Here is a 25201-nt window from a genome sequence, read left to right as displayed (position 1 = left end):
GCCATGCCTGACCAGGGCGGCTCCCGGCAGAACGTCACCTTCCCGAGCAACGGCCGTACGGCGCACGGCTACCTGGCCCGCCCGCCGCAGGGCGTCGGTCCCGGCCTGGTGGTGGTGCAGGAGTGGTGGGGCCTCACCTCGCACATCGCCGACGTGGCCGACCGCTTCGCCGCCGAGGGTTTCACCGTCCTCGCCCCCGACCTGTTCGGCGGCGCCACCACCCACGACGGCACCGAGGCGGCCCGGTTCAGGCGCGAGCTCCCGGTCGAGCGGGCGGTGGAGGACCTCGCCGGGGCCGTCGACCACCTGCTCGCGCTGGACGGCGTGGTCGGCGACGCGGTCGGGGTGGTCGGCTTCTGCATGGGGGGCGGCTTCGCCCTGCTGCTGGCCGCGAGGGCCGGCGACAAGGTGGCCGCCGTGGTGCCGTTCTACGGCCTGCCGCCCGACCCGGACTTCGACTACCGCGGTCTGACCGCCCACGTGCTCGGCCACTTCGGCGAGCTGGACGGCTCGATCCCGATGGCCGCCGTGGACGAGGCGGCGATCCGGATCGGCGAGGCCACCGACGTCCGTCCGGAGATCCACTTCTACCCGGCCGGGCACGCCTTCATGAACGACGAGAACCTGATCGGCACCCACGACCCCCTCCAGGCCCGGATCGCCTGGCGCCGCACCCTCACCTTCCTCTGGGGCCATCTCGGCTGAAACCCCCGCCCCGGGGCGCCGGGACGAAAACCGTATGGACAGCCGTACGACCCTTCGGCATAGTCACCGGGTGCCGACCACCCCACCCTCCTCCCCCCGCCGTTTCGCCTGGGCGAGCCGCAACTTCCGCATCCAGACCGCCGCCACCGTGATCAGCGGCCTGGGCAACGCCGGAGCCCCCATCGCCACCGCCTTCGCCGTGCTCGGCACCGGCGGCACCACCACCGAGGTCGGCTACGTCACCGCCGCCCGGCTGGTGCCCACCGTGCTGCTCATGGTGGTCGGCGGCACCCTCGCCGACCGGCTGCCGCGCCACCTGATCATGGTCGCCGCCAACGTGTTCAGCGGCGTCTCCCAGGCCGTCCTGGCCGCCCTGGTGCTGACCGGGGACGTCCGGTTCTGGCAGATGATGGTGCTCTCCGCGGCCGGCGGGGCCGGCTACGCCCTGTACTCGCCCGCCTCCGGCGGCATGATCATGCAGGCCGTCCCCAAGGAGCACGCCGCCCGCGCCTTCGCGGTCTTCCGGATGGGCCTCAACGCCTCCCAGATCGGCGGCGCGGCCCTCGGCGGCGCGCTCACCGCCGCCGTCGGCCCCGGCTGGGTGCTCGCCCTGGACGCCCTCTGCTTCCTGGCCGCCGCCGCGCTCCGCTACTTCCTGGAGCCGGAGAAGGACCCGGTGCCCTCCGGCGGCGGCATGCTGCGCGATCTGCGCGAGGGCTGGCGGGAGTTCGCCTCCCGCCGCTGGCTCTGGGTGATCGTGCTCCAGTTCTCCGTCCTGGTCGCCTGCATCAACGCGGTCGAGTCGGTGTACGGGCCGACCGCCGCCAAGGAGCGGCTCGGCGGCCCGGGCGCCTGGGGCCTGGCGATGTCCGCCTACGGCGTCGGGCTGGTGGCCACCGGCGTGCTGATGACCCGCTGGCGGCCCCGCCGGATCCTGCTGGTCGGCAACTGGGGGGTCTTCCTGTTCGGCGTGCCCGCCCTCGCCCTCGCCGCCGAGGTGCCGCTGCCGCTGCTGGTCGTCGCGATGTTCCTGTCCGGCGTCGGCGTCACCGTCTTCGGCGTCAACTGGATGGTCGCGCTCCAGCAGGAGATACCCGAGGAGATGTTCTCCCGGGTCAGCGCCTACGACGAACTCGGCTCCTACTCGCTGGCCCCGGTCGGCACCGCGCTGGCCGGGCCCGCCGCGGTGGCGCTCGGCCTGTCCGGCGCGCTCTGGGCGTGCGCCGTCATCTGCCTGGTGCTCAGCGCGGTCGTCCTGCTGGAACCGCAGGTCCGCCGGTTGAGCCGTCGGAGCACGACGGACGCACCGGTGCCCGTCAGCGAGCCCGCGCCAGCGCCGTGAGCCCCTGTGCGCCCCGCGTGCGCCCATCTCCGTGAGCAACCGGAGGTGCGCGCGGGGCGTCCGAACAGTCAGGAAACACCACCGTCTCTGGGGGCCACCGGTGCCGAAGCCACTGCTGTTCCTGGACGTCGACGGCGTCCTGAACCCGGTCTGCCCGCATCCGGACGCCGGGTTCGACGCCCACACCATGTTCGGCTACACCGTCCTGCTCTCCGCCCGGCACGGCGCCTGGCTGCGCGAACTCGCCGGCACGTACGACCTGGTGTGGGCGACCACCTGGGAGGCCCACGCGAACACCCACATCGCCCCGGCGATCGGCCTGGACCCGCTCCCCGTGGTCACCTTCACCGGCTACGTCCCCCAGCCGGGCGACCCGCGCGTCCCGCTGATGGAGCTCTTCTCCGCCGCCAAGTGGGCCCCGCTGCTGCGCTACGCCGAGGGGCGCCCGTTCGCCTGGGTGGACGACGTCATCCCGCCGCGGCTGGTCCGCCGCTCCCAGTTGCGCCGGGACCGCCTGCTGCTGCCCGTCGACCCCGGCCAGGGCCTGGAGCGCCGGCACGTCGACCGGCTGCTCGCCCGCCCGCCGCGCGGCCAGGCGCTGTCGGTCAAGGGGTCGGCAGCCAGCTGACGTGCCCGGCCAGCAGGGCGTACCCGACGAAGGCCACCGTGTCGATCAGCGCGTGCGCCACCACCAGCGGCATCACCCGCCCCCAGCGCCGGTAGAGCAGGCAGAACACCACGCCCATCACCATGTTGCCGACCAGCCCGCCGACCCCCTGGTACAGGTGGTACGAGCCGCGCAGCACCGAACTCGCCGCCACCGCCGCCGGCCAGGACCACCCCAGCTGCCGCACCCGGCGCAGCAGGTAGCCGAGGACGACGACCTCCTCCAGGACGGCGTTCTGCCAGGCCGACAACAGCAGCACCGGCACCCGCCACCACACGTCCGGCAGCCCGGACGGCGCCACCGTCAGGTTGTACCCGGCCGCCTGCGAGGCCAGGTAGAGCGCCAGCCCCGACCCGCCGATGGCGGCCGCGACGGCGGCGCCCCGGCCCAGGTCGCGCAGCTTCTGCCAGAGGTCGAAGCCCAGCACCCGCAGCGCCACGCCCTCGCGCACCAGCAGGTAGCCGACCAGCACCACCGGCATCAGCCCGCGCCCGATGTAGTACAGCTGCCACACCAGGTCCAGCCAGGGCCGCCCCGGTGCCCGCGAGCCGTTCAGCGTGGCGACCTGCTGGCCGAGCTTGAGCGGTTCGGTGAGCGAGCCGGTGAAGCTGATCAGCGCACTGATCCCGCTCGCCCCGAGGGAGAGGCCCAGGACGATCAGCAGCTCCGCGCCGAGCAGCCGAGGGGTGGGCTTCGCGGTCTCCGGCGCGGTCGGGACGGTGGTCACGGGGGCTCCAGCGGACGGGCGGTCGCTCCGGCCGTCGGCCGACCGCCGGAGCGATCATCCTGACACAGCCGCCGGAGCGCTCCGGCGGGGAGGCCTCAGCCCACCGGCCAGGTGTGCACCGGCTCGCCGCCGCGCATGTGCTCGGCGTAGCGCCTGGTCATCGCCGCGAGCGCGGCCGGCCGGTCCATCCCGTACTGCTCGCGCAGCCGGTGGAAGGTCGCGGCCTGCCAGGTCGCGCCGTTGGTGCGGCGCAGGCAGCGCTGCTCGATGATGCCCAGGTAGCGGTCCCGGTCCGCGGGCTCCACACCCCACTCGTCGAGGCCCTGGTGGGCCATCGGCAGCAACTCGTTCAGCACCAGGTCGACGGCGGACACCGTCTGCAGCCCGCCGCCGCGGCCGGCCCGCCCCTGGCGGGGCCACTGGAACACCGCGTCGATGCCGTACCGGGCGCCCTGCCGGAAGTTCTCGTCGGCCCGCTCGAACGGCAGCCGGGTCCAGACCGGCCTGGGCTGCTCGGCGAGCACCCGCACCAGCCCGTAGTAGAAGGCGGCGTTGGCCAGGGTGTCGGCCACCGTCGGCCCGGCCGGCAGCGCCCGGTTCTCCACCCGCAGGTGCGCGGTCCCGCCCGCGACGTCGTACACCGGGCGGTTCCAGCGGTAGATGGTGCCGTTGTGCAGCCGCATCTCGGCGAGCCTGGGCGCACCGCCCGAGGACAGCACCTTCATCGGGTCCTCGTCGTCGCAGATCGGCAGCAGCGCGGGGAAGTACCGCAGGTTCTCCTCGAACAGGTCGTACGCCGAGTCCACCCAGCGCTCGCCGAACCAGGTGATCGGGCGCACCCCCTGCGCCTTGAGCTCCGCCGTACGGGTGTCACAGGCCTGCTGGAAGAGCACCGGACGGGTCTCCCGCCACAGCTCCCGCCCGAACAGGAACGGCGAGTTGGCGCCGAGCGCGAGCTGCGGCCCGCAGAGCGCCTGGGCCGCGTTCCACACCGAGGAGAACCGTTCCGGGGTCACCTGGAGGTGCAGCTGGAGCGAGGTCGCGGCGGCCTCGGCCACCATGGTGATCGACTCCAGCTGGAGGTGCTCGACTCCTTCGATGTCCAGCGCGATGTCCTCCCCGCGGGCGGCCAGGATCTGGTCGCTGAGCAGGCTGTACCGCTGGTTGTGGCTCATCGCGTCCAGGCCGGTGTGGGCGTGTTCCAGGGTCGGCAGGATGCCCACCATGACGATCCTGGTGCCCGCCTCGGCCGCCCGCCGGTCGGCGTAGCGCAGCCCGGTGTCGATCTCCTCGCGCAGTTCCTCGAAGACGTGTCCGCAGAGCCGGTGCGGGGTGATGTTGACCTCGATGTTGAACTTTCCCAGCTCGGTCTGGAAGTCGCTGGAGCCGATCGCGCTCAGCACCTGGGCGTTGTTCATGGCCGGCAGGCCCTGCTCGTCGGCCAGGTTGAGCTCGATCTCCAGGCCCATCACCGCCCGCGGCCGGTCGAAGCGGTCCTCCTGGAGCATCCGTCCGAGCGCTTCGAGGCAGGTCTGGAGCTTGCGCCGGTACAGCTGCCGGTCCGCCAGTTCCGCCCGAGTCGCCACGACCTTCTCGCCCACGGTCCCCTCCTCCAGAGCCACCCCGTCGAGCACCCGGTCGACCGACCGTGCAAGCATGATGCCCGCCCCGAAGATCGATACCCGAATGCGCCTACTGGCTTGCATTGCAAGGCATCTGACGGAGAATCAGTAGAACTGTGGACTTGCCCGACGCCACTGCCTGTGATAAACAGGTCACCCTGCGCATCTGTTCGAATTTCGCCAGCCTCCGGCCGGTCCGCCTTTGCCCCGAAGCTCCGGAGCCCCGGAGCCTCGTCGACGGCGGCGACCGCGCCGGCACCGCGATCCTGCACAACCGGACACGGCCAGGCCCGTCACCGTGGACGCGTCGCCGCGCCATGCCGGTATGCCGCACTCGCACGCCGATCTCGCTTGGAGAGGCGGACCCCGCCATGACCCTGCAAACCCCCCAGCCCCCACCGAGCGCCCTGCGCGCCGTCCTGGGCGCGCTCGACTCGGAGACCGCGCTGCGCCAGCCCGCCGCCGCAGCACTGCTCCGTCCGAACGGCCCACTGCTCCCCGCCCACCCGCTCGCGGTGTACGTCCTGAACGGCCCGCGCCCGGAGCTCCCGGCCGCCCGCCGCACCGGCTGGCGCTTCCTGATCAAGGACGGCACCGAGGTCGCCGCCGCCGCCGAGGTGGTGCAGGGCGCCGAGGGTCACACCTTCTCCCACTTCACCGCCGGCCCCTACCTCGACTCGACGGTCCGCGCCCTGCGCGAGGCCTGGCAGCTCGCCCAGGGCTCCAGGACCCGCCGGCAGCCCCGGCTGCTGACCTTCCCCGGCCAGTACGCCACGGCGCTCTGGCTGCACAGCCCCGACACCGATCCGGCCGCCGACCTGCTGATCCCGCTGGCCCCGGCCCCGCTCGGCGTCACCGCGCACCGCGCCTGCCCGGCCGCCGAACTGCTGCCGCTGCTCGCCCGCGCCCCGCTCGCCAGGCCGCTGCTGCTCGGCTCCTCCTGACCCGGCGACCCCACCGGCCGCCGGGCCCACCCGCCCGGCGGCCCTCAGCCGTGCCCGCGCACCCGCCCCCGCTTTCCTCACCCGAACGGCACCCACCCGGACGAGCCATCCGCCATGGCCCCAACGGGCCATGTCCCGACTGACCCACTGGTGCGCCATTTCCCCGCTGTCCCACCTGAACGGGTGATCTATGCCCGGGAGTTGTGGCGCATGTCACGAAATCCCTGCGCGCGGGTCCGTAGATGCCGACACTGGGAACCAGCGTGGAAGGACCCCCTGTCCTACCCACTTGAGCGCCGGTCCACACTTGGCCGGTGTGCGGACAGGATCCGACTACCGCGGCGGCTCCGGACGGCCCGACCTCCGGCGACCGCATCACGGGGAGGATCGCGAAGCGAAGCGAGGGTACGCGTATGTGCCAGCACCGTCCTGAGTGCCCGTCGGCCGAGTCCGAGGACCGTGAGGCGGCCGCGTCGGTGGCCCGCCACCCGGAGCAGGGCTGGAGCCTGCTCTGCAACGGCGTCGTCCTCTTCGAGGACACCGGAGAACTGCTGCCCGACGGCCGGGTGATCGCCCCGCGCCGCCCCGTCGCCCACGCGGCCTGACCACCCGGTCGGACCGTACGGCGGGGGCAGCCGCCGACGAACGAGCGCAACGGGCAGGGCCCCGGCGGAAACTCCGCCGGGGCCCTGCCGGTCCGAGCAGGACCTCCTCGGGTCCGGTCCGGTCAGACGCCGTACTCGTCCATGGGCGGGCAGGAGCAGACCAGGTTGCGGTCGCCGTACGCGCCGTCGATCCGGCTCACCGGCGGCCAGTACTTGTCCGCCGGGTTCACGCCCGCCGGGAAGACCGCCTCCTGCCGCGAGTAGCCGTGCGCCCAGTCGCCGGCCAGCGTGGCGGCGGTGTGCGGGGCGTTGCGCAGCGGGTTGTCCTCGGCCGGCCACTCGCCCGAGCCGACCTTGTCGACCTCGGCCCGGATGGTGATCATCGCGTCGCAGAACCGGTCGATCTCGTGCAGGTCCTCGGACTCGGTCGGCTCGATCATCAGCGTGCCGGCCACCGGGAACGACATCGTCGGCGCGTGGAAGCCGTAGTCGATCAGGCGCTTGGCGATGTCGTCCACCGTCACGCCCGTCTCCTTGGTCAGCGGGCGCAGGTCGATGATGCACTCGTGCGCGACCAGGCCGCCGGGGCCGGTGTAGAGCACCGGGAAGTGCGGCGCCAGGCGCTTGGCGATGTAGTTGGCGTTCAGCACCGCGACCTGGGTGGCGTGCTTGAGGCCCTCGCCGCCCATCAGCCGGACGTACGCCCAGGAGATCGGCAGGATGGCCGCCGAGCCCCACGGCGCGGCCGAGATCGGGCCCACGCCGGTGGCCGGGCCCGCCTCCGCCTGGAGCGGGTGGTTCGGCAGGTACGGCGCCAGGTGGGCGCGCACCGCGACCGGGCCGACGCCCGGGCCGCCGCCGCCGTGCGGGATGCAGAAGGTCTTGTGCAGGTTCAGGTGCGAGACGTCCGCGCCGAACTTGCCCGGCTTGGCGAGGCCGACCAGGGCGTTCAGGTTGGCGCCGTCCACGTACACCTGGCCGCCGGCCTCGTGCACCAGGGCGCAGATGTCGGTGATCTGGGTCTCGTACACGCCGTGGGTGGACGGGTAGGTGACCATCAGCACGGCGAGGCTGTCGCGGTGCTGCTCGATCTTGGCCTTCAGGTCCTCGACGTCCACGTCGCCGTCGACCAGGGTCTTCACCACGACCACGCGCATGCCGGCCATCACCGCGGAGGCCGCGTTGGTGCCGTGCGCCGAGGACGGGATCAGGCAGACGTCACGCTGGGTGTCGCCGTTGGCGTGGTGGTAGGCGCGCACGGCCAGCAGGCCGGCCAGCTCGCCCTGGGAGCCCGCGTTCGGCTGGATCGAGACGGCGTCGTAGCCGGTCACCTCGACCAGCTGCTGCTCCAGCTGGCGGATCAGGGTCAGGTAGCCCTGGGCCTGGTCGATCGGCGCGAAGGGGTGCAGCTGGCCGAACTCCGGCCAGGTCACCGCCTCCATCTCGGTGGTCGCGTTGAGCTTCATGGTGCAGGAGCCCAGCGGGATCATGCCGCGGTCCAGCGCGTAGTCCCGGTCCGACAGGCGGCGCAGGTAGCGCAGCATGGCGGTCTCCGAGCGGTGGCTGTGGAAGACCGGGTGGGTCAGGTACTCGTCCTCGCGCAGCAGCGCGGCGGGCAGCGCCCCGGCGGCCTCGGCGACCTCGACGGCGGGGACGCCGAACGCGGCCCAGACGCCGGCCAGGTGCTCGCGGGTGGTGGTCTCGTCGGTGGAGACGGAGATCCGGTCCGCGCCGTCCTGGTGGACGTTGATGCCGTTGGCGCGGGCGGCGGCGGCGATCTCGGCGGCGCGGCCCGGGACGACGGCGGTGACGGTGTCGAAGAACTCGCCGTGCAGCAGCTCCACGCTGCCGGCCCGCAGGCCCTCGGCGAGGGCGGCGGCGTAGCGGTGGGTGCGGCGGGCGATGTCGGCCAGGCCGTCAGGGCCGTGGTAGACGGCGTACATGGAGGCCATCACGGCGAGCAGCACCTGGGCGGTGCAGATGTTGCTGGTGGCCTTCTCGCGGCGGATGTGCTGCTCGCGGGTCTGCAGCGCCAGGCGGTAGGCGCGGTTGCCGTCGGCGTCGACGGAGACGCCGACCAGGCGGCCGGGCAGCGAGCGGGCGTACTCGGCGCGCACCGACAGGTAGCCGGCGTGCGGGCCGCCGAAGCCCATCGGCACGCCGAAGCGCTGCGAGGTGCCGCACGCGATGTCGGCGCCCAGCGCACCCGGGGACTTGAGCAGGGTCAGCGCGAGCAGGTCGGCGGCAACGGCGACGATCGCGCCCAGGCCGTGCGCCTGCTCGATCACCGGGGCGAGGTCGCGGACCACACCGGTGGCGCCGGGGTACTGGAGCAGCACGCCGAAGACGCCGCGCTCGGCGATCTCGGCCGGGATGCCCTCGGACAGGTCCGCGACGACGACCTCGACACCGGTCGGCACGGCGCGGGTGTTGATCACCGCGGCGGTCTGCGGCAGGGTCTCGGCGTCGACCAGGAAGACGCCGCCCTTGACCTTGGTGACGCGGCGGGCCAGCGCCATCGCCTCGGCGGCCGCGGTGCCCTCGTCCAGCAGCGAGGAGCCGGAGGTCGGCAGGCCGGTCAGGTCGGAGACCAGGGTCTGGAAGTTGAGCAGCGCCTCCAGGCGGCCCTGCGAGATCTCCGGCTGGTACGGGGTGTACGCGGTGTACCAGGCCGGGTTCTCCATGACGTTGCGCAGGATCACCGGCGGGGTGAAGGTGCCGTAGTAGCCCAGGCCGATCATCGGCTGGAGCACCTGGTTGTGGCCGGCCAGCTCGCGCAGCTCGGCGAGGACCTGGGCCTCGGTCCGGCCCGCGGGCAGGTCGAGGGCGGTGATGGAGCGGATCGCCTCGGGCACCGCGGTGGCGGCGAGCTCGTCCAGCGAGCCGTAGCCGACGGACGCCAGCATCTTCTCCTGCGCGGCGGCGTCGGGGCCGATGTGGCGGTTCTCGAAGGGGCTGGCCAGCTCAAGCTCGGTGAGGGTCGAGGCGCCGGTGGGGCGTCCCGCGTTCGGCTGGGCGTTCATGGTGGTCGAGGCCTCCTGGTCACGGACCGGCGGGGGTGCGCACGCCGGCCGGCCTTCGCCGCTGCGGACAGCGGCTCAGCCTGGGCGGGCGACCCGAAAGGCCTCCCCCTCTGTCATCGGGACCTGAGAGCTTCACCCGCACGGTGCGCTGTGGGCGCCCCGCCGGCTTGCACCGTCGGTGAGGGTGGTGATCGCCGGCTCCCATGCCGACGGTCCTGCCCTGCTTTCCAGAGTGACCTACCCCACACGGTACGGATGCCTGAGAGATTCCGGGGAGGAGTTGCTCCTTCGGCGCTCCGACCAGCGGTTTTCGCGGTCGGAGACTCTCCCGAGCGGGCTCTGCGGTCGCCGCCCAGGGTACCAGCGGGAGACCTCCCGATCACGGGTGCGTCGGGTCGCTTGAGGTCTACGCGCGTCCCCCGGACGGTCCAGCGCGCAGCCCGTCCGGCGCACCCCGGTCGCGTCCGTCCGATTCATGGCTTTTGGTGTGAAGTGGCGGACGGAACGGGTGCTCCGGCCGCCTTCCTGCGGGAGTTCCGCAGGCTCAGCGCACTGGAGGCATGAGTGCAGACCGACATCGACCCCCGGGACCTCATCGGTCACAAGGCCGTCGACCGCAACGGAGACAAGATCGGCACGGTCGACGAGGTCTACCTGGACGACGCGACCGGACGGCCCGAGTGGGCCGCGGTCCGGACCGGCATCTTCGGCCGGGACGCCTTCGTCCCGCTGACCACGAGCGAGTTCGCCGGCGACGAACTCCGGGTGCCGTACGACAAGTCACTGGTGAAGGAGTCGCCGGACTTCGGCGTCGGCCAGCACCTGTCGCCCGCCCAGGAGCTCCAGCTCTACCGCTACTACGGGCTGGACACACCGGTGGACGGCCGCCCGAACGGCGAGAACGGGAGCCGCCCCAAGCAGCCCGACCTGGAGTTCGGCACCACCGCCGCCGCCACGACGGCCGCGGCGGCCCCGGCCAAGTCGCTCACCTTCCACACCGCCGAGCGCCCGCCCGAGCCCGCCCCGGCCAAGCCGGCCGTCATCCCGTTCGCGTCCACCGCCGCGGACACCGCCAGGACCGCCCCGGAGGACGACATGCGGACCCTCAGCACCCCCGCACCCGCAGCCGGCACCTCCCCCGCACCTGCCGCACCCACCGCGGAGCCGAAGCACCAGTCGCAGCCCGCTCCCACGCCCGCCCCGGCGGCGGCAGCCACGAGCACCGCCAACACCACGAACGTCACGAGCACCGGCCCCGCCTCGACCGCCCTCAGCGGCCCGGTCGAGATCACCTGCCGCGAGGAGCGACTGGAGATCACCACCGAGTGGCGCACCCTGGGCACCGCGAAGCTGCGCAAGTACGTGACGACCGAACAGGTCGAGCGCCGCGTGCCGGTGGTCCGCGAGCGCGTCCGGGTCGAACGGACGCCGGTCAGCGACGCCGAACGCGCCACCCTCACCGAGAAGGACATCGCCGAGGCCGTCGAGGAGGTCACCCTCCGTGAGGAACACCCGGTGGTCCGCAAGTTCCTCGCCCCCATCGAGCGGGTCCGCCTGGTCGTCGAGCGCTACACGACCGAGGAGGTGATCCGGGACGAACTCCGCCGCGAGCAGGTCGAGGTCCACGACACCACCACCCCCGCCTCCGCCTCGCCACCCCCCGACGCCTCGTCCCGCAGCACCCCGTCCCCCGACTCGCCGCGCCCGGCCTCACTGCGGCCACTCGTCTGACCACACCCGCGACAAGGGCCCCGGACAACCGTCCGGGGCCCTTGTCGCGTACCCGACCCTTCGGCTTTGCCAAGTCTTAACCAGTCGATATTTGACACTCTGAAGTATCCACTGCAAAGTTACTTCAGTTCATTCACTATGTACGGGAGGAAGCAACCGTGAGTGAGGCACCACAGCCCACCACCGCGGCCGAGAAGCAGAGCAGCGCCCGGGTCCTGCCGGCCCTCATCCTGGCGATGCTGTCGTTCAGCGTGGTGCAGACCGCGGTCGTCCCGATCCTGCCCTCGCTGGCCAAGGAACTGGACGTCTCGGCGTCCAGCATCACCTGGCTGATGACCGCCAACCTGCTCTCCGCAGCCGTGCTGACTCCCCTGCTGGGCCGCTTCGGCGACCTCCGGGGCCGCAAGCCGATGCTGCTGATCTCGCTGGCCGGCCTGGTCGCCGGTTCGGCCCTGGCGGTCAGCACCCACTCCTTCACCTGGTTGGTCGTCGCCCGTGTCCTCCAGGGCGCCGGCGGTGGCGTCCTGCCGCTGGCGATCAGCATCGTCCGTGACGAGCTGCCCAAGCAGAAGGTGACCGGCGGCGTCGCCGCCATCAGCGCCTCGATGGGCGTCGGCTCCGGCCTCGGCCTGGTCGCCACCGGCCTGCTGCTGGAGCACTGGAGCTACAAGTCGATCTTCTGGATGGGCCTGCTCTTCGGCCTGCTTGCGGTCGCCCTGGTCGCCTTCCGCGTCCCGTCCGACCCGGTCACCGACAAGGAGGGCGGCGCCGACCCGCTGGGCGCCCTCGCTCTGGCCGGCTGGCTCTCCGCCCTGCTGGTCGCGGTCAGCCAGGGCAACCACTGGGGCTGGACCTCCACCAAGACCCTCGGCCTGTTCGCCGTCGCCGCCGTGGTCGCCCTGGTCTGGGGGATCATCGAGACCAAGGTCGCGCACCCGCTGGTGGACATGAAGATGATGTCCCGCCCGGCCGTCGCGTTCACCAACCTGGCCGGCCTGCTCATCGGCTTCGGCATGTACGGCTCCTTCATGGTCATCAGCAACTTCGCCCAGACCCCGGAGAAGCTGACCCACTACGGCTTCACCGCCACCGTGCTGCACGCCGGCATCATGCTGCTGCCGTCCGCCCTCGGCTCGATGGTTGCCGCCCCGCTCGGCGCCCTGCTGATCGGCCGCCGCGGCCCGCGCCTGCCGCTGGTCCTCGGTGGCGTCCTCGGCGCCGTCGCGATGGCCTACCTGGCCGTGCGCCACAGCCACGAGGCCGACATCTACACCGCCTCGGCGATCTTCGGCCTCGGCATCGGCCTCGCGTTCTCCGCGATGCCCGCCTACATCAACGGCGCCGTCCCGGCCGAGCAGAGCGGCATCGCCAACGGCATGAACGCCGTGCTGCGCACCGTCGGCGGCGCGATCGGCACCGCCGTCATGGCCGCCATCCTGACCGGCGACACCATGAAGCTGCCGCCGCAGATCCCGTTCTCCTTCCCGACCCTGGACGCCTACAAGCACGCGTTCTGGACCGCGGCCGTCGTCTGCATCGTCGCCGGCGTCGTCCCGTTCCTGATCCGCGGCGTCAAGTCGGCCGCCGCCCCGACCGTCGTCGGCGGCTCGGCCACGCAGGACTCCAGCCCCGAGCTGGTCAAGACCGACGCCTGACGAGGCGTCCGGCCCCCGTGCTCAGGGACAGGGCGCGGGGCCCGGCCTCCGTACACCGTGAGGGCATCACGAACGTACGGGGACCGGCACGGTGATGCGGCCTCACCCGGTACTCCCCCACCGGGTGGGGCCGCTTTCGCGTCTCAGTGCCCGCGGTCCGGCCGATCGACCCCGCCGTCCTCCACCGCCGGACCGTCCTCGTCCCCGCCCCCGCCCTCGCTCCGGCGCAACGGCAGCGCCCCGGACGGTTCGAGTGCCGGGTCGTCCACCGCGAAGGTCCGCACCCGCCCCGGCCCGCTCCACGGCGTCTCGAACCGTACGGTGACCCTCCCGACGCCGCTGCCCTGTACCCACCCCGGCCCGAACTCCTCGTGCCGGACGTCCTGTCCCGGCATCCAGCGCCGCACCACGACGGCCTCCGGCTCCTCCTCGGCCTGCTCCGTCCCGGCCACCGCCTCCGCCTGCTCCGCGGCCTCCTCCCGCAGCGCCTGGGCGAACAGGTCCTCCTGGGTGTAGTCGGCGAGTTGGGTGACCCCCACGCCGAGCAGCCGGACCCCGCCGGTGATGTCCACCTGCTCGGCCAGCCTGCGTGCGGTCGCGGTGATCACCGCCTCGTCGTCGGTGGGCCCGCCGAGCGTCTCCGAACGGGTCAGCGTCGAGAAGTCGAAGCGCCGGACCTTGAGCACCACCGTCCGCCCCGAGCGCGCGGCCGCCCGCAGCCGCCGCACGCACCGGCCGGCCAGCGCCTCCACCTCGCGCAGCACCCGGTCCCGGTCGGCCAGGTCCACCTCGTAGGTGTCCTCCACCGACACGGACTTGGCGTCCTGGTCCGCGATCACCGGCCGGTCGTCCAGCCCCATGGACATCTGGAAGATCCCGGCGCCGTGCGCCCGCCCGACCAGCTGCACCAGCTCCGCCTCCCCCGCCTCCGCGAGGTCGGCCACCGTGTTCAGCCCGGCCCGGCGCAACACCTGCTCGGTGGCCGGGCCGATCCCCGGCAGCGCCCGCACCTGCATCGGGCCGAGCACGGCCCGCTCCTGCCCGGGCTCGACCATGACCAGCCCGTCCGGCTTGGCCTGTTCGGAGGCGATCTTGGCCATCAGCTTGGAACCGGCCGCACCGACCGAGCCGGTCAGCCCGGTCAGCCGCTCGATGTCCGCCCGCAGGTCCTCCGCCAGCGCGAGCACCAGCCGCTCGCCGGTCCCGTGGTCCGCCTCCAGCAGCGCCGGGCCGTACGGACCGGCCTCCAGGTCCACGAAGGCCTCGTCCAGGCTGAGCGGCTGCACCAGCGGGGACAGCTGCCGCAGCAGCCCCATCACGATCTCGCTGTTCTGCCGGTAGGCCTCGAACCGCCCCGACAGGTAGGCCGCGTTGGGGCAGAGCCTGCGGGCCTGCGCCATCGGCATCGCCGAGTGCACCCCGAACTTCCGTGCCTCGTACGAGGCCGTGGAGACCACCCCGCGCCCGCCGAGCCCACCGACGACCACCGGCTTGCCGCGCAGGCTCGGCTTGGCCGCCTGCTCCACCGCCGCGAAGAAGGCGTCCATGTCGAGGTGGATGATGCTCGGCAGAGATCGCACCCGCCGATCATCGCGTACGGGTCCGACAGTGCGTACGAACCCGGCCGGACGCCCGCCGGCCGCCCCGGCGCTACTTCCTCGCGGCCTCCGCCAGCGCCTTCGGGATGCCGTCCTCCTCGGGCCCGAGGAACACCGGGTCCGGCCGCAGCCAGGCGTTGGCCGCCGCCTTGCCCGCCCCGGCGACCTCCCGCAGCCCGCCGTACAGCCAGGTCGCGTCGTGCAGCTCCGGTACCCCGACCGCGTACGAGCGGATGCCCGCCGCCTCGCACAGCGCCAACGCCCGGCGGACGTGGAAGTCCTGGCTCACCAGCACCGCGTGGTCCACCCCGAAGATACGGCGCGCCCTGGTGCAGGAGTCCCAGGTGTCGAAGCCCGCGTAGTCCCGGACCACCCGGTCCTCGGGCACCCCGTGCCGGGTCAGGTAGGTGTACATCGCGTCGGGCTCGGAGTAAGCGGCCCGCCCGTTGTCCCCGGTCACCAGGATCGCCTGCACCTTCCCCTCCCGGTACAGGTCCAGCGCCGCGACCAGCCGGTGCTCCAGGTACGGCGAGGGCCTGCCCTGGTCCAGCCCGGCGCCGAAGACCACCGCGACCGGCGCGGGCGGCGCGCTCTCCACCGTGCCCACCCGGTCCCCGGCGGAGAACCACACCCAGGCGCTCGGTGCCAGCGCCAGCGAGCAGAGCACCGTCCCGGCCTGGAACACCCTGCGCTGCGTCCGCCGCCCACGCAGCCGTGCCCCCAGCAGCCCGGCCCTGCGCCGGAGCAACCCCGATATCCCGGTGCCGATCCCCACGTACCCTCCCTCGATCACGTCAATCAGGCAACACGACGGGGCCGCGGGCCCGAACGGTTCCCCGCCCGGGCCCGCGGCCCCGTCGAACGCCTCGTCAGACCGCCCGGTTGCGGCGCTGTGCCAGCTCGTCACCCGGGTCGTGCCCGACCAGCGTCTCGCCCGTGTCGGTGCGCTCGGCGTGCAGCCGCCCGAGGGTGAGTTCCAGCTCCCGCCAGACCGCTCCCACCGCGATGCCGAAGACCCCCTGACCGCCCTTCAGCAGGTCCACCACCTGCTGCGGCGTGGAGCACTCGTACACCGTCGCGCCGTCGCAGAGCAGCGTCATCCCGGCCAGGGCCGCCGGGTCGGCGGCCTGGAGGTGGGCGACGGCCACCCGGATGTTCTGCAACGAGACGCCCGCGTCGAGCAGCCGCTTCACGATCTTCAGCAGCAGGATGTCGCGGAAGCTGTACAGCCGCTGGCTGGTCGACGGGTAGGCCGTACGGACGCTGGGCTCCAGCAGTCCGGTACGGGCCCAGTAGTCCAGCTGGCGGTAGGTGATGCCGGCCGCCGCACAGGCCGTCGGGCCGCGGAAGCCGAGCAGTTCGGATGTCGGGGCCAGCCGCTCGATCGCGGGCTGGCCCGGTTGTACGGCCGGGAACCTGCCCACCCGGGGCAGATCCGTGACGGTGCGAGCGGTGCGCGGCATGTGCACGGCGCACCGGCCTCCCACGGCCGCGTCATCGCCGGTGCTGCTCATGCCTGCCTCCGTCCACTCGTGCTGCGGGCAACCCGACTGCGGGCATCGGCTCCCCGGACAGCCACTCCTGACGGTAGGCAGTCCCCTATGACCCGTCAACGATCGCCACGCCGGGTCAGACAAACCACATCACTCAGGAGAGTGGTTTTTCGTGCCCCTAGTGTGGGTAGGTGGCTGATTTTTGGCAAAACGGGCAGGCCAAATAGCCGATCGGACGGTCCCCGCTACTGCGGACCGCTGCCCCCGAAGTCCTCGGGCGACACCTGGTCGAGGAACTCGCGGAACTTCTCGACCTCGTCCTCCTGCTCGTCCGGGATCGCGATGCCCGCCTCGGCGAGCACCTCCTCGCTCCCGTAGATCGGCGTGCCGGTGCGCAGTGCCAGCGCTATGGCGTCGGACGGCCTGGCGCTCACCTCGACCCCGCCGGCGAACACCAGCTCGGCGTAGAACACACCCTCCCGCAGGTCGGTGATCCGGACCTCGGTGAGCTGCTGGCCGAGCGCCTCCAGGACGTCCTTGAACAGGTCGTGCGTCAGCGGGCGCACCGGCGTCATGCCCTGCTGGGCGAAGGCGATCGCGGTCGCCTCGCCGGGGCCGATCCAGATCGGCAGGTAGCGATCTCCCCCGACCTCCCGAAGCAGCACGATCGGCTGGTTGGAAGGCATCTCCACTCGGACACCCACGACGTCGAGCTCATTCACACAGGCAACCCTATGGCTCCGCTCCCGGATATGAAAGCGCAGGGCCGACGCCGCTGGTCAGCGCGGTGCACCCGGCACCGCGAGCCGGTCACGACCGCTACCCGCGGGTCCGCAGACCGGCCTGGACCATCGCCGCGTGCAGCCGTACGGACAGCGTCGCCAGCTCCCGCGCGGTGGCCTCCGCGTGGGCCCTGGTCTGCGGGTTCCGGTGCCGGCGCAACGGTGCCACCACCTGTTCCACCAGCGCGATCTCGCGGTCCGCCGCCGCCTTCATGGCCCGCAGGTGCCGGGGCTCCAGCCCGTACCGGCCGAGCTCCGCGACCAGCCTGGCCACCTGGAGCGCCTCGCCGTCGTACCCACCGTCCGCGCCCGGGACGACCAGCCCGTAGGCCTCCCACTCGCCGAGTTCCCGCTCCCCGGCCTCGGCCGCCGCCAGCAGCTCGGCGCGCCCCAGCCGGACCCCGGACGGCACCTCGCCCGAAGCCACCAGCTCCCGGTCCGCCTCCTCCAGCGGCCCGGGCCTGGCCTCGGCGGGGGGCAGCGCGGGCGGGCTCTCACCGCGCTCGATGGCGTCCAGGTGCTCACGGATCACCCGCAGCGGGAGGTAGTGGTCCCGCTGCATGCGCAGGACGTAGGCCAGCCGCTCGACGTCGGCCGGGCTGAACTTGCGGTACCCCGAGGGCGTCCGCTGTGGCTCGACCAGCCCCTCCGCCTCCAGGAAGCGGATCTTGGAGATGGTGACCTCGGGGAAGTCGTCGCGCAGGAAGGCCAGCACCGCGCCGATGCTCAGCAGTTCGTCACCGCCGCGCCGGCGCCCGGCCGGCCGCTCCGGCCTGAGCGGCTGCCGCGGGCCCGCGACCACCCCGCGACCGCCGCGGTCCGCCTGCGGACCGGACGGGGCTGGGGTGGCCGCCCCGAGAGAAGAGGAAGGGGTATTCGTGTTCACTCGGGCTCCTGCCTGCGTCGTTTTCAGTACCCCCGGTTGTGGCCGGCGAAGAACACCAGCCGGTACTTCCCGATCTGCACCTCGTCGCCGTTGTTCAGCGACACCTCGTCGATCCGCTCCCGGTTCACGTAGGTGCCGTTGAGGCTGCCCACGTCCGCGACGCTGAAGCCGGCCTGGGTGCGGCGGAACTCCACGTGGCGGCGCGAGACCGTGACGTCGTCCAGGAAGATGTCACCCTGCGGGTGACGTCCCGCCGTGGTGACGTCCGAGTCCAGCAGGAAGCGGCTGCCCGAGTTCGGACCGCGCTGCACGATCAGCAGGGCCGAGCCCGGCGGCAGCGCGTCGATCGCCGACAGCACCTCGGCCGACAGCGCCGGCGTGGCGCCGGTACTGGTGCCGGTCGTGGCGCTCGGATCGTACGACTCCAGGCCGGAGATGGAGATGGTCGACGTGGTCTCCGCCGCCCCCTCCGGGAGCAGGCCGCCGCGCAGCGCCGTACCGCAGTTGGAGCAGAACCGGGCCGCGGCCGGGTTCCGGTTGCCGCACCTGGGGCACGGAGTGGGGCCAGCCATGTTCACAGCCTCCTGGCGCGGCACACCCGACGGGTTGTGCCCGGCGTACGGGTCCGGAGCAAACCCTCCACCAGAGGTTGAGGGTCCTGACGGGAAACCTATGCGCGGCTCGCCGGAAGGGTCAACCGACGCGCCGTAGCCCGCCGGATTCCCCACGTACTGGGCGGCGCCGCCGTCCCGGTACAGCTGCTGCCCGGCGTACGGGCCGGACTCGGGGGCGGGTCGCATGCCGGGCACGGCGGGCTCGTCCTCCGGACGGCGGTGGCGAGCGGTCGGCGCCTCGACGGCGGCCGCGTCGCGGCCCTTGTTGCGACCGAACAACTTCGAGAAGAAACTCACGGGCGAATCCCCTTGCGTGTGACAGACCCGCCCGCGGGGCAGGGTGAGAACCTCGGACATGCTGCGAGCCCGGTCATTGCGGCTCGGACCCGCCGGAGTGGCACTCCGGCCGGTGGTGCTGCGGTTGTTGGTGCTGCGGCTGTTGGTGCTGCGGCTGCCAGTCCTGCGGCCGCCGGTCCTGCGGTTGTTGCTCCGGAGCGTACCGGTGCGAACCAGTCTCGCCCATGTGACGGCGACGCCCCGCAGCGGGTGCCGCCCGCCCTTGACGGGCCGTTCGTCGGGCGCCCCGTCACTTCGAAGCCGGCTTGGCGTACTGCGGCGACTTCGGGTCCACGAGGGCGTCCACGACCACCTTCTGCTGCTGGGCGATCGTCGCCCGCGCCTGGTGGCTCTCCAGCGTGCGGACGACACCTCCCGGGATGTTCAGCGCGGGTGTCAGATCCTGCGGGTTCCCCACGACCGTGAACCGGTAGGGCTGCGAGACCTTCTTCCCGTCGATCTGCACCCCACCGGCCGACAGGTCGGTGAAGTAGGTGTTGACCACCACGCGCACATCGTTGATCTGAATCGCCTCCGCCCCCGCCGCTCGAAGTTCTTGCAGGGTGTCCAGCAGCATATCTGCCTTCACCTGCCCTTGGGGATCATCGACCGTGAGTACGATGCCGGGACCAGTGGCTTTGACGGTGCCGGCGAGCACGCCCAGCTCCGTCGCCTTCTTCCTGGTCTGCTCCTGCGCCTCCTTGGCCTGGTTGGAGCTGTTCTCCAACTTCGCCAGGGACTGCTCCAGCTCCGCCTTCTCCTGCTGGAGACGTTGCTGACGGCTGTCCAGTTCATCGAGGATCCGCACCAGGTCCTCCTGGCGCGCCCCGCGCAGCTGACTGTGGTGGTCGTTGGTCGACCGCACCTGGATCGCCAGCCCCAGGCCGAGCGAGAACAGCAGCAGCGCCACCACCAGCTGCCCGCGCGACAGCCGCGGCGGCCAGAGCGCCGCCTTCAGCCGCCGCCGACCGGCGCTCCGGTCCACGGCGGGCGGCTGCTCGGCGGCTTCCGCTGCTTCGGGCTCGGGCACCGCTTCGGGCTCGGGCACCGCTTCGGGCTCGACCGCAGGTGCGGGCTCAGGTTCCGGCGCCGGCTCGACCGCCTTCGTGAGCCGCAGCGTCGGCTCGGACACCGGACCGCCCTCAAGCTCAGCCTTAGCGTCAGACTTCGGTTCCGGCACGTCCTGCGCCCCGACGGGCTCCCCGACCGGCTCGGCAGCCTCGGCGGCGGCCGTCGCGTCCCGCGGCCCGGATGCCCCGTCCGCCGCGGGCTCGGGCTCCTCGACGGGCTTCTCGGTTTCCTGCTCGGCAGGCCCCTCGGCGGGCTTCGCGGGAGGCTTCTCGTCCGGCTTCCCAGCGGCCTTTCCGGCTCCCGCGGGCTCCTGCTTCTCCTCCGCCGCCTCGCGGCCCGGATCAGGCGCGGAAGACATGGCGCCGGATCGCGGCCGCGTTGGAGAAGATGCGGATGCCGAGGACGACGACCACGCCCGTGGAGAGCTGCGAGCCGACGCCCAGCTGGTCACCGAGGAACACGATCAGTGCCGCGACCACCACGTTCGACAGGAACGAGACGATGAACACCTTGTCGTTGAAGATCCCGTCGAGCATCGCCCGGACGCCGCCGAACACGGCGTCCAGCGCCGCCACCACCGCGATCGGCAGGTAGGGCACGACGGCGTCCGGCACCTCGGGTTGGACGAAGAGGCCGACGACCACCCCGATCACAAGACCCAGTACGGCAATCACGGTCTGGCTGCTCCTGTCCCTGGCGTGGTCTTGGTGGGTCCGGTCGACGGTCGTCGCTTGGTGGTCGGCGAGGTGGATGCGGAAGGCGGGGCCGACGGTGAGAGCGACGCGCCGGAGCCCTCCGGGGTTCCGGTGCCACCCGGCGGCGTGCCACTCGGGGCGGCCGGGGTCGCGGTGGGCGAGGGCTCGGGCGTCACCGGCTGCGCGGTCCGCAGCGTCACCCCCACCGCCGCCGGCAGCGTCAGGTTCTTCTGCACGGAGAGCGTCGACTTGATGCCGTACTGCTCCTGGAGCAGCCGCAGGTACTCCCCGGCCATGTCCTTCTGGAAGGCGGTGAGGAGCTTCGAGCCGTCCCCGATCGCCTGGATGTTGTACGGCGGCACCAGCGGCCGGTTGTCCACCAGCACCGCCTCGCCCGCGGCCCGGATCGCGGACAGCGCGGTCAGCCGCTGTCCGTTGATCGCGATCGCCTCGGCCCCGGATCCCCAGAGGCCGTTCACCACCAGTTGCAGATCGCGGTCCCGCAGCCGGCCGCTGCTGGAGAAGCCCTGCCCGGCCCGCGGGTCGACGTTGCCGCCGGCGCCCGTGCCCGCGGCGTCCTCCAGGACCAGCTTCACCCCCGGTCCGGTGACCTCACCGAGGCCGACGGCACCGGTCACCCCGCCGGGATCACCGGGCCCCGAGGCGAGCGCCTGCTGCTGCGTGCTGTCGACCTTGAGCCGCAGCTCCTGCACCTGCTTCTGCAAGTGGTCGGCCGAGGTGTTGCTGTCGTTGATCCGGTGGATCAGCGCGTCCCGCTCCTTGGCCAGCGTCGGCTCGGCCTTGTGCGCGTTCACCGCGCCCACCGTCACCACCGATCCGACAAGCGCCAACCCGGCGCCCAGCGTGAGCAGGCCCGACAGGGTGCCGGGTATCCGGCTGTCGCGGGCACCGCCGCGCGCGGCGGCCGCCTCCGCGTAGCCCTCGTCCAGGCTGTGGTCCATCACGCCGGTCAGCAGGGACATCGAGGCGTCCGGGCGGTTGTACCGTCCGTTCGGGGCACTCGGTGTCGGCGTCGCTGGCATGGAGACCATCGTCCCATGTCGCCGCAGGGGCCCGTGCACGGCCCCTGAGCTGCACACACGCTGCACACATGACGGAAAGTGACGGACCCTTCCGAATGATGTGAAAACGGACGGCGGGGCGCGCGGATCACACCGCGCGCCCCGCCGTTCGGGGTCGTCGTCCGGGGCTCAGGTCCGCACCGGGCTCACGCCCTGGCCGTCACCGCCCCGCGCCGTCGACCACGGCCGCCCACTCGTCCAGCAGCGCCTCGGTGGCCTCGTCGTCGGGGCCCTCCGCCCACAGGTGGGTGACCGCCTCGGCCGGGTCGGGCAGCACCAGCGTCCAGCGCCCGTCCGCCTCGACCACCCGGACGCCGTCGGTGGTGTCCAGCCGACGGCTGCCTGCCGCCTCCACCACCGAACGCATGACCATGCCCTTGGCCGCCCACGGCGTCGCGATGTCCCGGCGCCGGATGTGCGCCTGCGGAATCCGCGCGTCGATCTGGCTCAGCGTGAGCTGGGTCCTCGCCACCAGGCCGACCAGCCGGACGAAGGCCGCGGCGCCGTCCAGCACCCCGCTGAACTCGGGCACCACGAAGCCGCCGCGCCCGTCCCCGCCGAACACCGTGCCCTCGGCGGAGGCCGCCTTCGCGAGGTCGTCCGGCGTCGTCGTCGTCCAGATCACCTGGGTGCCGTGGTACGCGGCGACCTGCTCGGCGATCCGCGTCGTGGTCACCGGCAGCGCCACCTGCCCGCTGCGCCGCTCGGCCGCGACCAGGTCCAGCAGCACCAGCAGCGCCCGGTCGTCGTCGATCACCCGGCCCAGCTCGTCGACGAACGCGACGCGCTCGCCCACCGGGTCGAAGCGCACGCCGAAGGCCGCCCGCGAGGAGGCCACCAGCTCGCCCAGCCTGGCCAGACCGGCCCGCCGCACCTCGGCGTCCTCGGTCGGCCTGGCCTCGTCCAGCCCGCTGGAGACGGTGAGCGCCTCGACCCCGAGTCGGCCGAGGATGCTCGGAAGGACGAGGCCCGCACTGCCGTGCGCGGTGTCCACGACCACCTTCAGCCCGGCCTCCCGTACCCCGGTGGTGTCCACCGTTCGCAGCAGGTTGCCCGCGTAGGAGTCGAAGACGCTGGACGGGAAGGTCAGGTCCCCGATCTCGCCGGGGAAGGCCCGCCGGTACTCCTGGCGTGCGTAGACCCGGTCCAGCTTGCGCTGGCCGGCCTGCGAGAGATCCGCCCCGCGCTCGTCGAAGAAGAGGATGTCCAGCGAGTCCGGCACCCCGGGCGTGGTCCTCAGGAAGATCCCGCCCGCGCTCCCCCGCGCCGTGTGCTGCCGGGCCACCGGCATCGGCACGTTCTCCAGGTCCCGGACGTCGATCGCGGAGGTCTGGAGCCCCGAGATCATCGCCCGTTTGAGTGCACGCGCACCACGCGAGTGGTCACGCGCAATGGTGACGGTGGCGCCCTTCTTCAACGTCGTCGCGTACGCTCCCGCGAGCCGGACGGCCAGCTCCGGGGTGATCTCGACGTTCAGGATGCCCGAGACCCCCCGCACCCCGAACAGGTGCTCCTGGCCGCGCGACTCCCAGATCACCGAGGTGTTGACGACGGCGCCGGCCTCGATGGTCTTGAACGGGTAGACCCGGACGTTCGCGCCGATGATCGACTCCTCGCCGACCAGGCACTCGTCGCCGATCACCGCGCCGTCCTCGATCCGCGCGGCCCGCATCACGTCGGTGTTCTTGCCGACCACGCAGCCCCGCAGATTGCTCTGCGGCCCGACGTACACGTTGTCGTGCACCACCGCCTTGTGCAGGAACGCGCCGCGCTTGACGACCACGTTGCTGCCCAGCACGGTGTGCTCGCGGATCTCCACGCCGGCCTCGACCTTGGCGTAGTCCCCGATGTACAGCGGCCCGCGGAGCACCGCCTCGGGGTCCACCTCGGCGCCCTCGGCGACCCAGACGCCCGGCGAGATCTCGAACCCGTCGAGCTCGACGTCGACCTTGCCCTCCAGGACGTCCGCCTGGGCCTTGCCGTAGCTCTCGTGGGTGCCCACGTCCTCCCAGTAGCCCTCGGCGACGTAGCCGTAGACCCGCTTGCCCTCCTTCAGCAGCTGCGGGAAGACGTCACTCGACCAGTCGACGGACTCACCCGCCGCGACGTAGTCGAAGACCTCGGGCTCCATCACGTAGATACCGGTGTTCACCGTGTCGGAGAAGACCTGCCCCCAGGTCGGCTTCTCCAGGAAGCGCTCGACCCTCCCCTCGTCGTCCGTGATCGTGATGCCGAACTCCAGTGGATTCGGCACCCTCGTGAGACAGACGGTGACCAGAGCGTTCTTGCTTCGGTGAAAGTCGATCAATTCCGAGAGATCGAAGTCGGTCAGCGCGTCACCGGAGATCACCAGAAAGGAATCGTCCTTGAGCGCGTCCTCGGCGTTCTTGACACTCCCCGCAGTGCCCAGTGGCGTCTCCTCGTGGGCATAGGTCAGATGCATGCCCAGCTCTTCGCCGTCACCGAAATAGTTCTTGACCAGTGACGCCAGAAACTGCACGGTGACGACGGTGTCGGAGAGGCCGTGCCGCTTCAGCAGCCGAAGCACGTGCTCCATGATCGGCCTATTGGCGACCGGAAGCAGCGGCTTCGGCATGCTGGAGGTCATCGGGCGGAGTCGGGTGCCCTCGCCCCCTGCCATTACAACGGCTTTCATTACGGGTGCGTCCTCCTTCGCGGTGGTGGACCAGCAGGTCCATCAAACCGTTCCAGAGGGTTCTCTACCCGGAAGGTATCGTCCGACGCACCGATGAGGCGTGGGGCTTCTCTCAGATCACGTCTCAGACTGTGGACGCCGTGCCGGCCCTGCTCGCCCGGACGATCCGCCTCGCCTGAACCGCGTAGAGAATCGCGGCCCACCAGTACAGCGTCGTGCCCCACCAGATGAAGGCCCAGCTCACGACCTCGGCCGGCCGGGCGATCCAGTTGTCCACGCTGCCGAGCAGCAGAAGCGGAAACGCGTACATCAGATTGAAGGTCGCGGCCTTCCCCAGGAAACTCACCTGGAGCGGGCCGTAACCGTGCCGGTTCAGAATCGGCAGCAGTGCCGCGATGAATACCTCACGGGCCAACAGGATCGCGGTGAGCCACCACGGCAGAATCTCACGCCAGGTCAATCCGACCAGCGTGGACAGCACATAGAGCCGGTCGGCCAGCGGATCGAGCAACTGCCCCACCCGGCTGATCTGCCCCCACCGCCGGGCGAGCTTTCCGTCCAGGTAGTCGCTGACCCCGCTCAGCGCCAGGATCAACAGTGCCCAACCGTCATTGTTGGGCCCGTCGAAGACCGGCCACAGGATGAGCCAGAGAAAGAGCGGAACACCGACCAGTCGGCCCATGCTCAGCATGTTGGGGATGGTGAGGACGCGATCGGTCTGGACCCGCGTCTCCTGGACCTCCACCCGGGGGCCTCCTGTCCCGTGTGACGACAATGCACATTGACCCTACAACAGAGAAACCCCCGACCGGTTCACCCGGCGGGGGTTTCTCTCGAATGATTGTTCGGCGGCGTCCTACTCTCCCACAGGGTCCCCCCTGCAGTACCATCGGCGCTGTAAGGCTTAGCTTCCGGGTTCGGAATGTAACCGGGCGTTTCCCTCACGCTATGACCACCGAAACACTAT

At 72.0% G+C, this 25201-nt stretch carries 21 protein-coding genes, 1 rRNA gene and 1 riboswitch; of the genes, 7 read left to right on the top strand and 15 right to left on the bottom strand.

All coding sequences use genetic code 11. From position 1 onward, the window contains the following. Positions 1-3: 3 nt before the first annotated feature. From BU198_RS30315 to BU198_RS30305, 3 genes are all read left to right on the top strand, one after another. Complete coding sequence (locus BU198_RS30315; protein WP_188300059.1) at positions 4-705, top strand: dienelactone hydrolase family protein; 702 nt, start codon at positions 4-6, stop codon at positions 703-705. A 70-nt stretch (positions 706-775) separates the two neighbouring features. Next, on the top strand, positions 776-2047 hold the full coding sequence (locus BU198_RS30310; protein ID WP_317620381.1) for an MFS transporter: 1272 nt from the start codon (positions 776-778) through the stop codon (positions 2045-2047). 100 nt (positions 2048-2147) lie between these two features. Then, the gene (locus BU198_RS30305) at positions 2148-2675 is read left to right on the top strand and encodes an HAD domain-containing protein (protein WP_188300057.1); all 528 of its coding nucleotides are present in this window, start codon (positions 2148-2150) and stop codon (positions 2673-2675) included. On the opposite strand, the gene BU198_RS30300 is transcribed toward BU198_RS30305, so the two are convergent. Both BU198_RS30300 and BU198_RS30295 read right to left on the bottom strand, forming a co-directional pair. Continuing rightward, positions 2653-3441 (bottom strand): CPBP family intramembrane glutamic endopeptidase, encoded by a 789-nt coding sequence (locus tag BU198_RS30300; protein WP_188300056.1) that lies wholly within the window; start codon positions 3439-3441, stop codon positions 2653-2655. The genes BU198_RS30305 and BU198_RS30300 overlap by 23 nt on opposite strands. Positions 3442-3536: 95 nt before the next feature. Then, complete coding sequence (locus BU198_RS30295) at positions 3537-5042, bottom strand: glutamate--cysteine ligase (protein WP_188300055.1); 1506 nt, start codon at positions 5040-5042, stop codon at positions 3537-3539. A gap of 392 nt (positions 5043-5434) precedes the next feature. Here BU198_RS30295 and BU198_RS30290 point away from each other — a divergent pair, with 392 nt between their 5' ends. After that, positions 5435-6007, top strand: coding sequence for a hypothetical protein (locus tag BU198_RS30290; RefSeq protein ID WP_188300054.1), 573 nt, complete (start codon positions 5435-5437; stop codon positions 6005-6007). Between the two features lie 413 nt (positions 6008-6420). Further along, complete coding sequence (locus tag BU198_RS30285) at positions 6421-6612, top strand: DUF5999 family protein (protein ID WP_188300053.1); 192 nt, start codon at positions 6421-6423, stop codon at positions 6610-6612. Between the two features lie 122 nt (positions 6613-6734). Here BU198_RS30285 and gcvP read toward each other — a convergent pair whose 3' ends face one another. Next, positions 6735-9635 (bottom strand): aminomethyl-transferring glycine dehydrogenase, encoded by a 2901-nt coding sequence (gene gcvP / locus BU198_RS30280; RefSeq protein ID WP_188300052.1) that lies wholly within the window; start codon positions 9633-9635, stop codon positions 6735-6737. A gap of 237 nt (positions 9636-9872) precedes the next feature. Further along, a riboswitch (glycine riboswitch) is annotated at positions 9873-9976 on the bottom strand. Positions 9977-10199: 223 nt separating this feature from the next. Here gcvP and BU198_RS44000 point away from each other — a divergent pair. Further along, the gene (locus tag BU198_RS44000) at positions 10200-11366 is read left to right on the top strand and encodes a PRC and DUF2382 domain-containing protein (RefSeq protein ID WP_188300051.1); all 1167 of its coding nucleotides are present in this window, start codon (positions 10200-10202) and stop codon (positions 11364-11366) included. Positions 11367-11524: 158 nt separating this feature from the next. Continuing rightward, positions 11525-13021, top strand: coding sequence for an MFS transporter (locus tag BU198_RS30270; RefSeq protein ID WP_188300050.1), 1497 nt, complete (start codon positions 11525-11527; stop codon positions 13019-13021). A gap of 143 nt (positions 13022-13164) precedes the next feature. Here the strand turns inward: BU198_RS30270 and BU198_RS30265 are convergent, their stop codons facing one another. The 12 genes from BU198_RS30265 to rrf all read right to left on the bottom strand — a co-directional run bounded on the left by BU198_RS30265 (position 13165) and on the right by rrf (position 25194). Then, positions 13165-14601, bottom strand: coding sequence for a DNA polymerase IV (locus BU198_RS30265; RefSeq protein WP_188300049.1), 1437 nt, complete (start codon positions 14599-14601; stop codon positions 13165-13167). Between the two features lie 70 nt (positions 14602-14671). Further along, entirely contained in the window at positions 14672-15388 is a 717-nt protein-coding gene (locus BU198_RS30260; protein ID WP_188300077.1) for an ElyC/SanA/YdcF family protein, read from the bottom strand. Between the two features lie 100 nt (positions 15389-15488). Further along, positions 15489-16133 (bottom strand): MerR family transcriptional regulator, encoded by a 645-nt coding sequence (locus BU198_RS30255; RefSeq protein ID WP_188300048.1) that lies wholly within the window; start codon positions 16131-16133, stop codon positions 15489-15491. 224 nt (positions 16134-16357) lie between these two features. Beyond that, positions 16358-16834, bottom strand: a complete 477-nt coding sequence (locus BU198_RS30250; protein ID WP_030303568.1) for a bifunctional nuclease family protein — start codon at positions 16832-16834, stop codon at positions 16358-16360. A gap of 97 nt (positions 16835-16931) precedes the next feature. Beyond that, positions 16932-17624: a MerR family transcriptional regulator gene (locus tag BU198_RS30245; RefSeq protein ID WP_188300076.1), complete on the bottom strand. Its 693-nt coding sequence runs from the start codon at positions 17622-17624 to the stop codon at positions 16932-16934. A gap of 179 nt (positions 17625-17803) precedes the next feature. Beyond that, positions 17804-18691 (bottom strand): FHA domain-containing protein, encoded by an 888-nt coding sequence (locus BU198_RS30240; protein WP_188300047.1) that lies wholly within the window; start codon positions 18689-18691, stop codon positions 17804-17806. Between the two features lie 289 nt (positions 18692-18980). After that, complete coding sequence (locus tag BU198_RS30235; protein WP_188300075.1) at positions 18981-19862, bottom strand: DUF881 domain-containing protein; 882 nt, start codon at positions 19860-19862, stop codon at positions 18981-18983. Positions 19863-20142: 280 nt separating this feature from the next. Further along, positions 20143-20475 (bottom strand): small basic family protein, encoded by a 333-nt coding sequence (locus BU198_RS30230; RefSeq protein ID WP_030062488.1) that lies wholly within the window; start codon positions 20473-20475, stop codon positions 20143-20145. Beyond that, positions 20472-21539, bottom strand: a complete 1068-nt coding sequence (locus tag BU198_RS30225) for a DUF881 domain-containing protein (protein ID WP_223245146.1) — start codon at positions 21537-21539, stop codon at positions 20472-20474. The genes BU198_RS30230 and BU198_RS30225 overlap by 4 nt, the downstream gene beginning before the upstream one ends. A gap of 199 nt (positions 21540-21738) precedes the next feature. Further along, positions 21739-24234 (bottom strand): mannose-1-phosphate guanyltransferase, encoded by a 2496-nt coding sequence (locus BU198_RS30220; RefSeq protein WP_188300046.1) that lies wholly within the window; start codon positions 24232-24234, stop codon positions 21739-21741. Between the two features lie 124 nt (positions 24235-24358). Next, positions 24359-24979 carry a CDP-alcohol phosphatidyltransferase family protein gene (locus BU198_RS30215; RefSeq protein WP_188300045.1) on the bottom strand — a complete coding sequence of 207 codons (621 nt, stop codon included), beginning with the start codon at positions 24977-24979 and terminating at the stop codon, positions 24359-24361. Between the two features lie 98 nt (positions 24980-25077). Further along, positions 25078-25194, bottom strand: a 5S ribosomal RNA gene (gene rrf, locus BU198_RS30210). Positions 25195-25201 lie beyond the last annotated feature (7 nt).

The organism is Streptomyces sp. CBMA156 (genome assembly GCF_014596515.1).
Classification (GTDB): domain Bacteria; phylum Actinomycetota; class Actinomycetes; order Streptomycetales; family Streptomycetaceae; genus Kitasatospora.
This window is presented reverse-complemented; position numbering and strand designations above follow the sequence as displayed.

Bases quoted from the DNA above. Each gene is read 5' to 3' on its own strand.
- BU198_RS30315 (WP_188300059.1), top strand. From the start codon at position 4: ATGCCTGACCAGGGCGGCTCCCGGCAGAACGTCACCTTCCCGAGCAAC.
- BU198_RS30290 (WP_188300054.1), top strand. From the start codon at position 5,435: ATGACCCTGCAAACCCCCCAGCCCCCACCGAGCGCCCTGCGCGCCGTC.
- BU198_RS30285 (WP_188300053.1), top strand. From the start codon at position 6,421: ATGTGCCAGCACCGTCCTGAGTGCCCGTCGGCCGAGTCCGAGGACCGT.
- gcvP (WP_188300052.1), bottom strand. From the start codon at position 9,635: ATGAACGCCCAGCCGAACGCGGGACGCCCCACCGGCGCCTCGACCCTC.
- BU198_RS30255 (WP_188300048.1), bottom strand. From the start codon at position 16,133: ATGAGCAGCACCGGCGATGACGCGGCCGTGGGAGGCCGGTGCGCCGTG.
- BU198_RS30225 (WP_223245146.1), bottom strand. From the start codon at position 21,539: ATGCCAGCGACGCCGACACCGAGTGCCCCGAACGGACGGTACAACCGC.
- BU198_RS30220 (WP_188300046.1), bottom strand. From the start codon at position 24,234: ATGAAAGCCGTTGTAATGGCAGGGGGCGAGGGCACCCGACTCCGCCCG.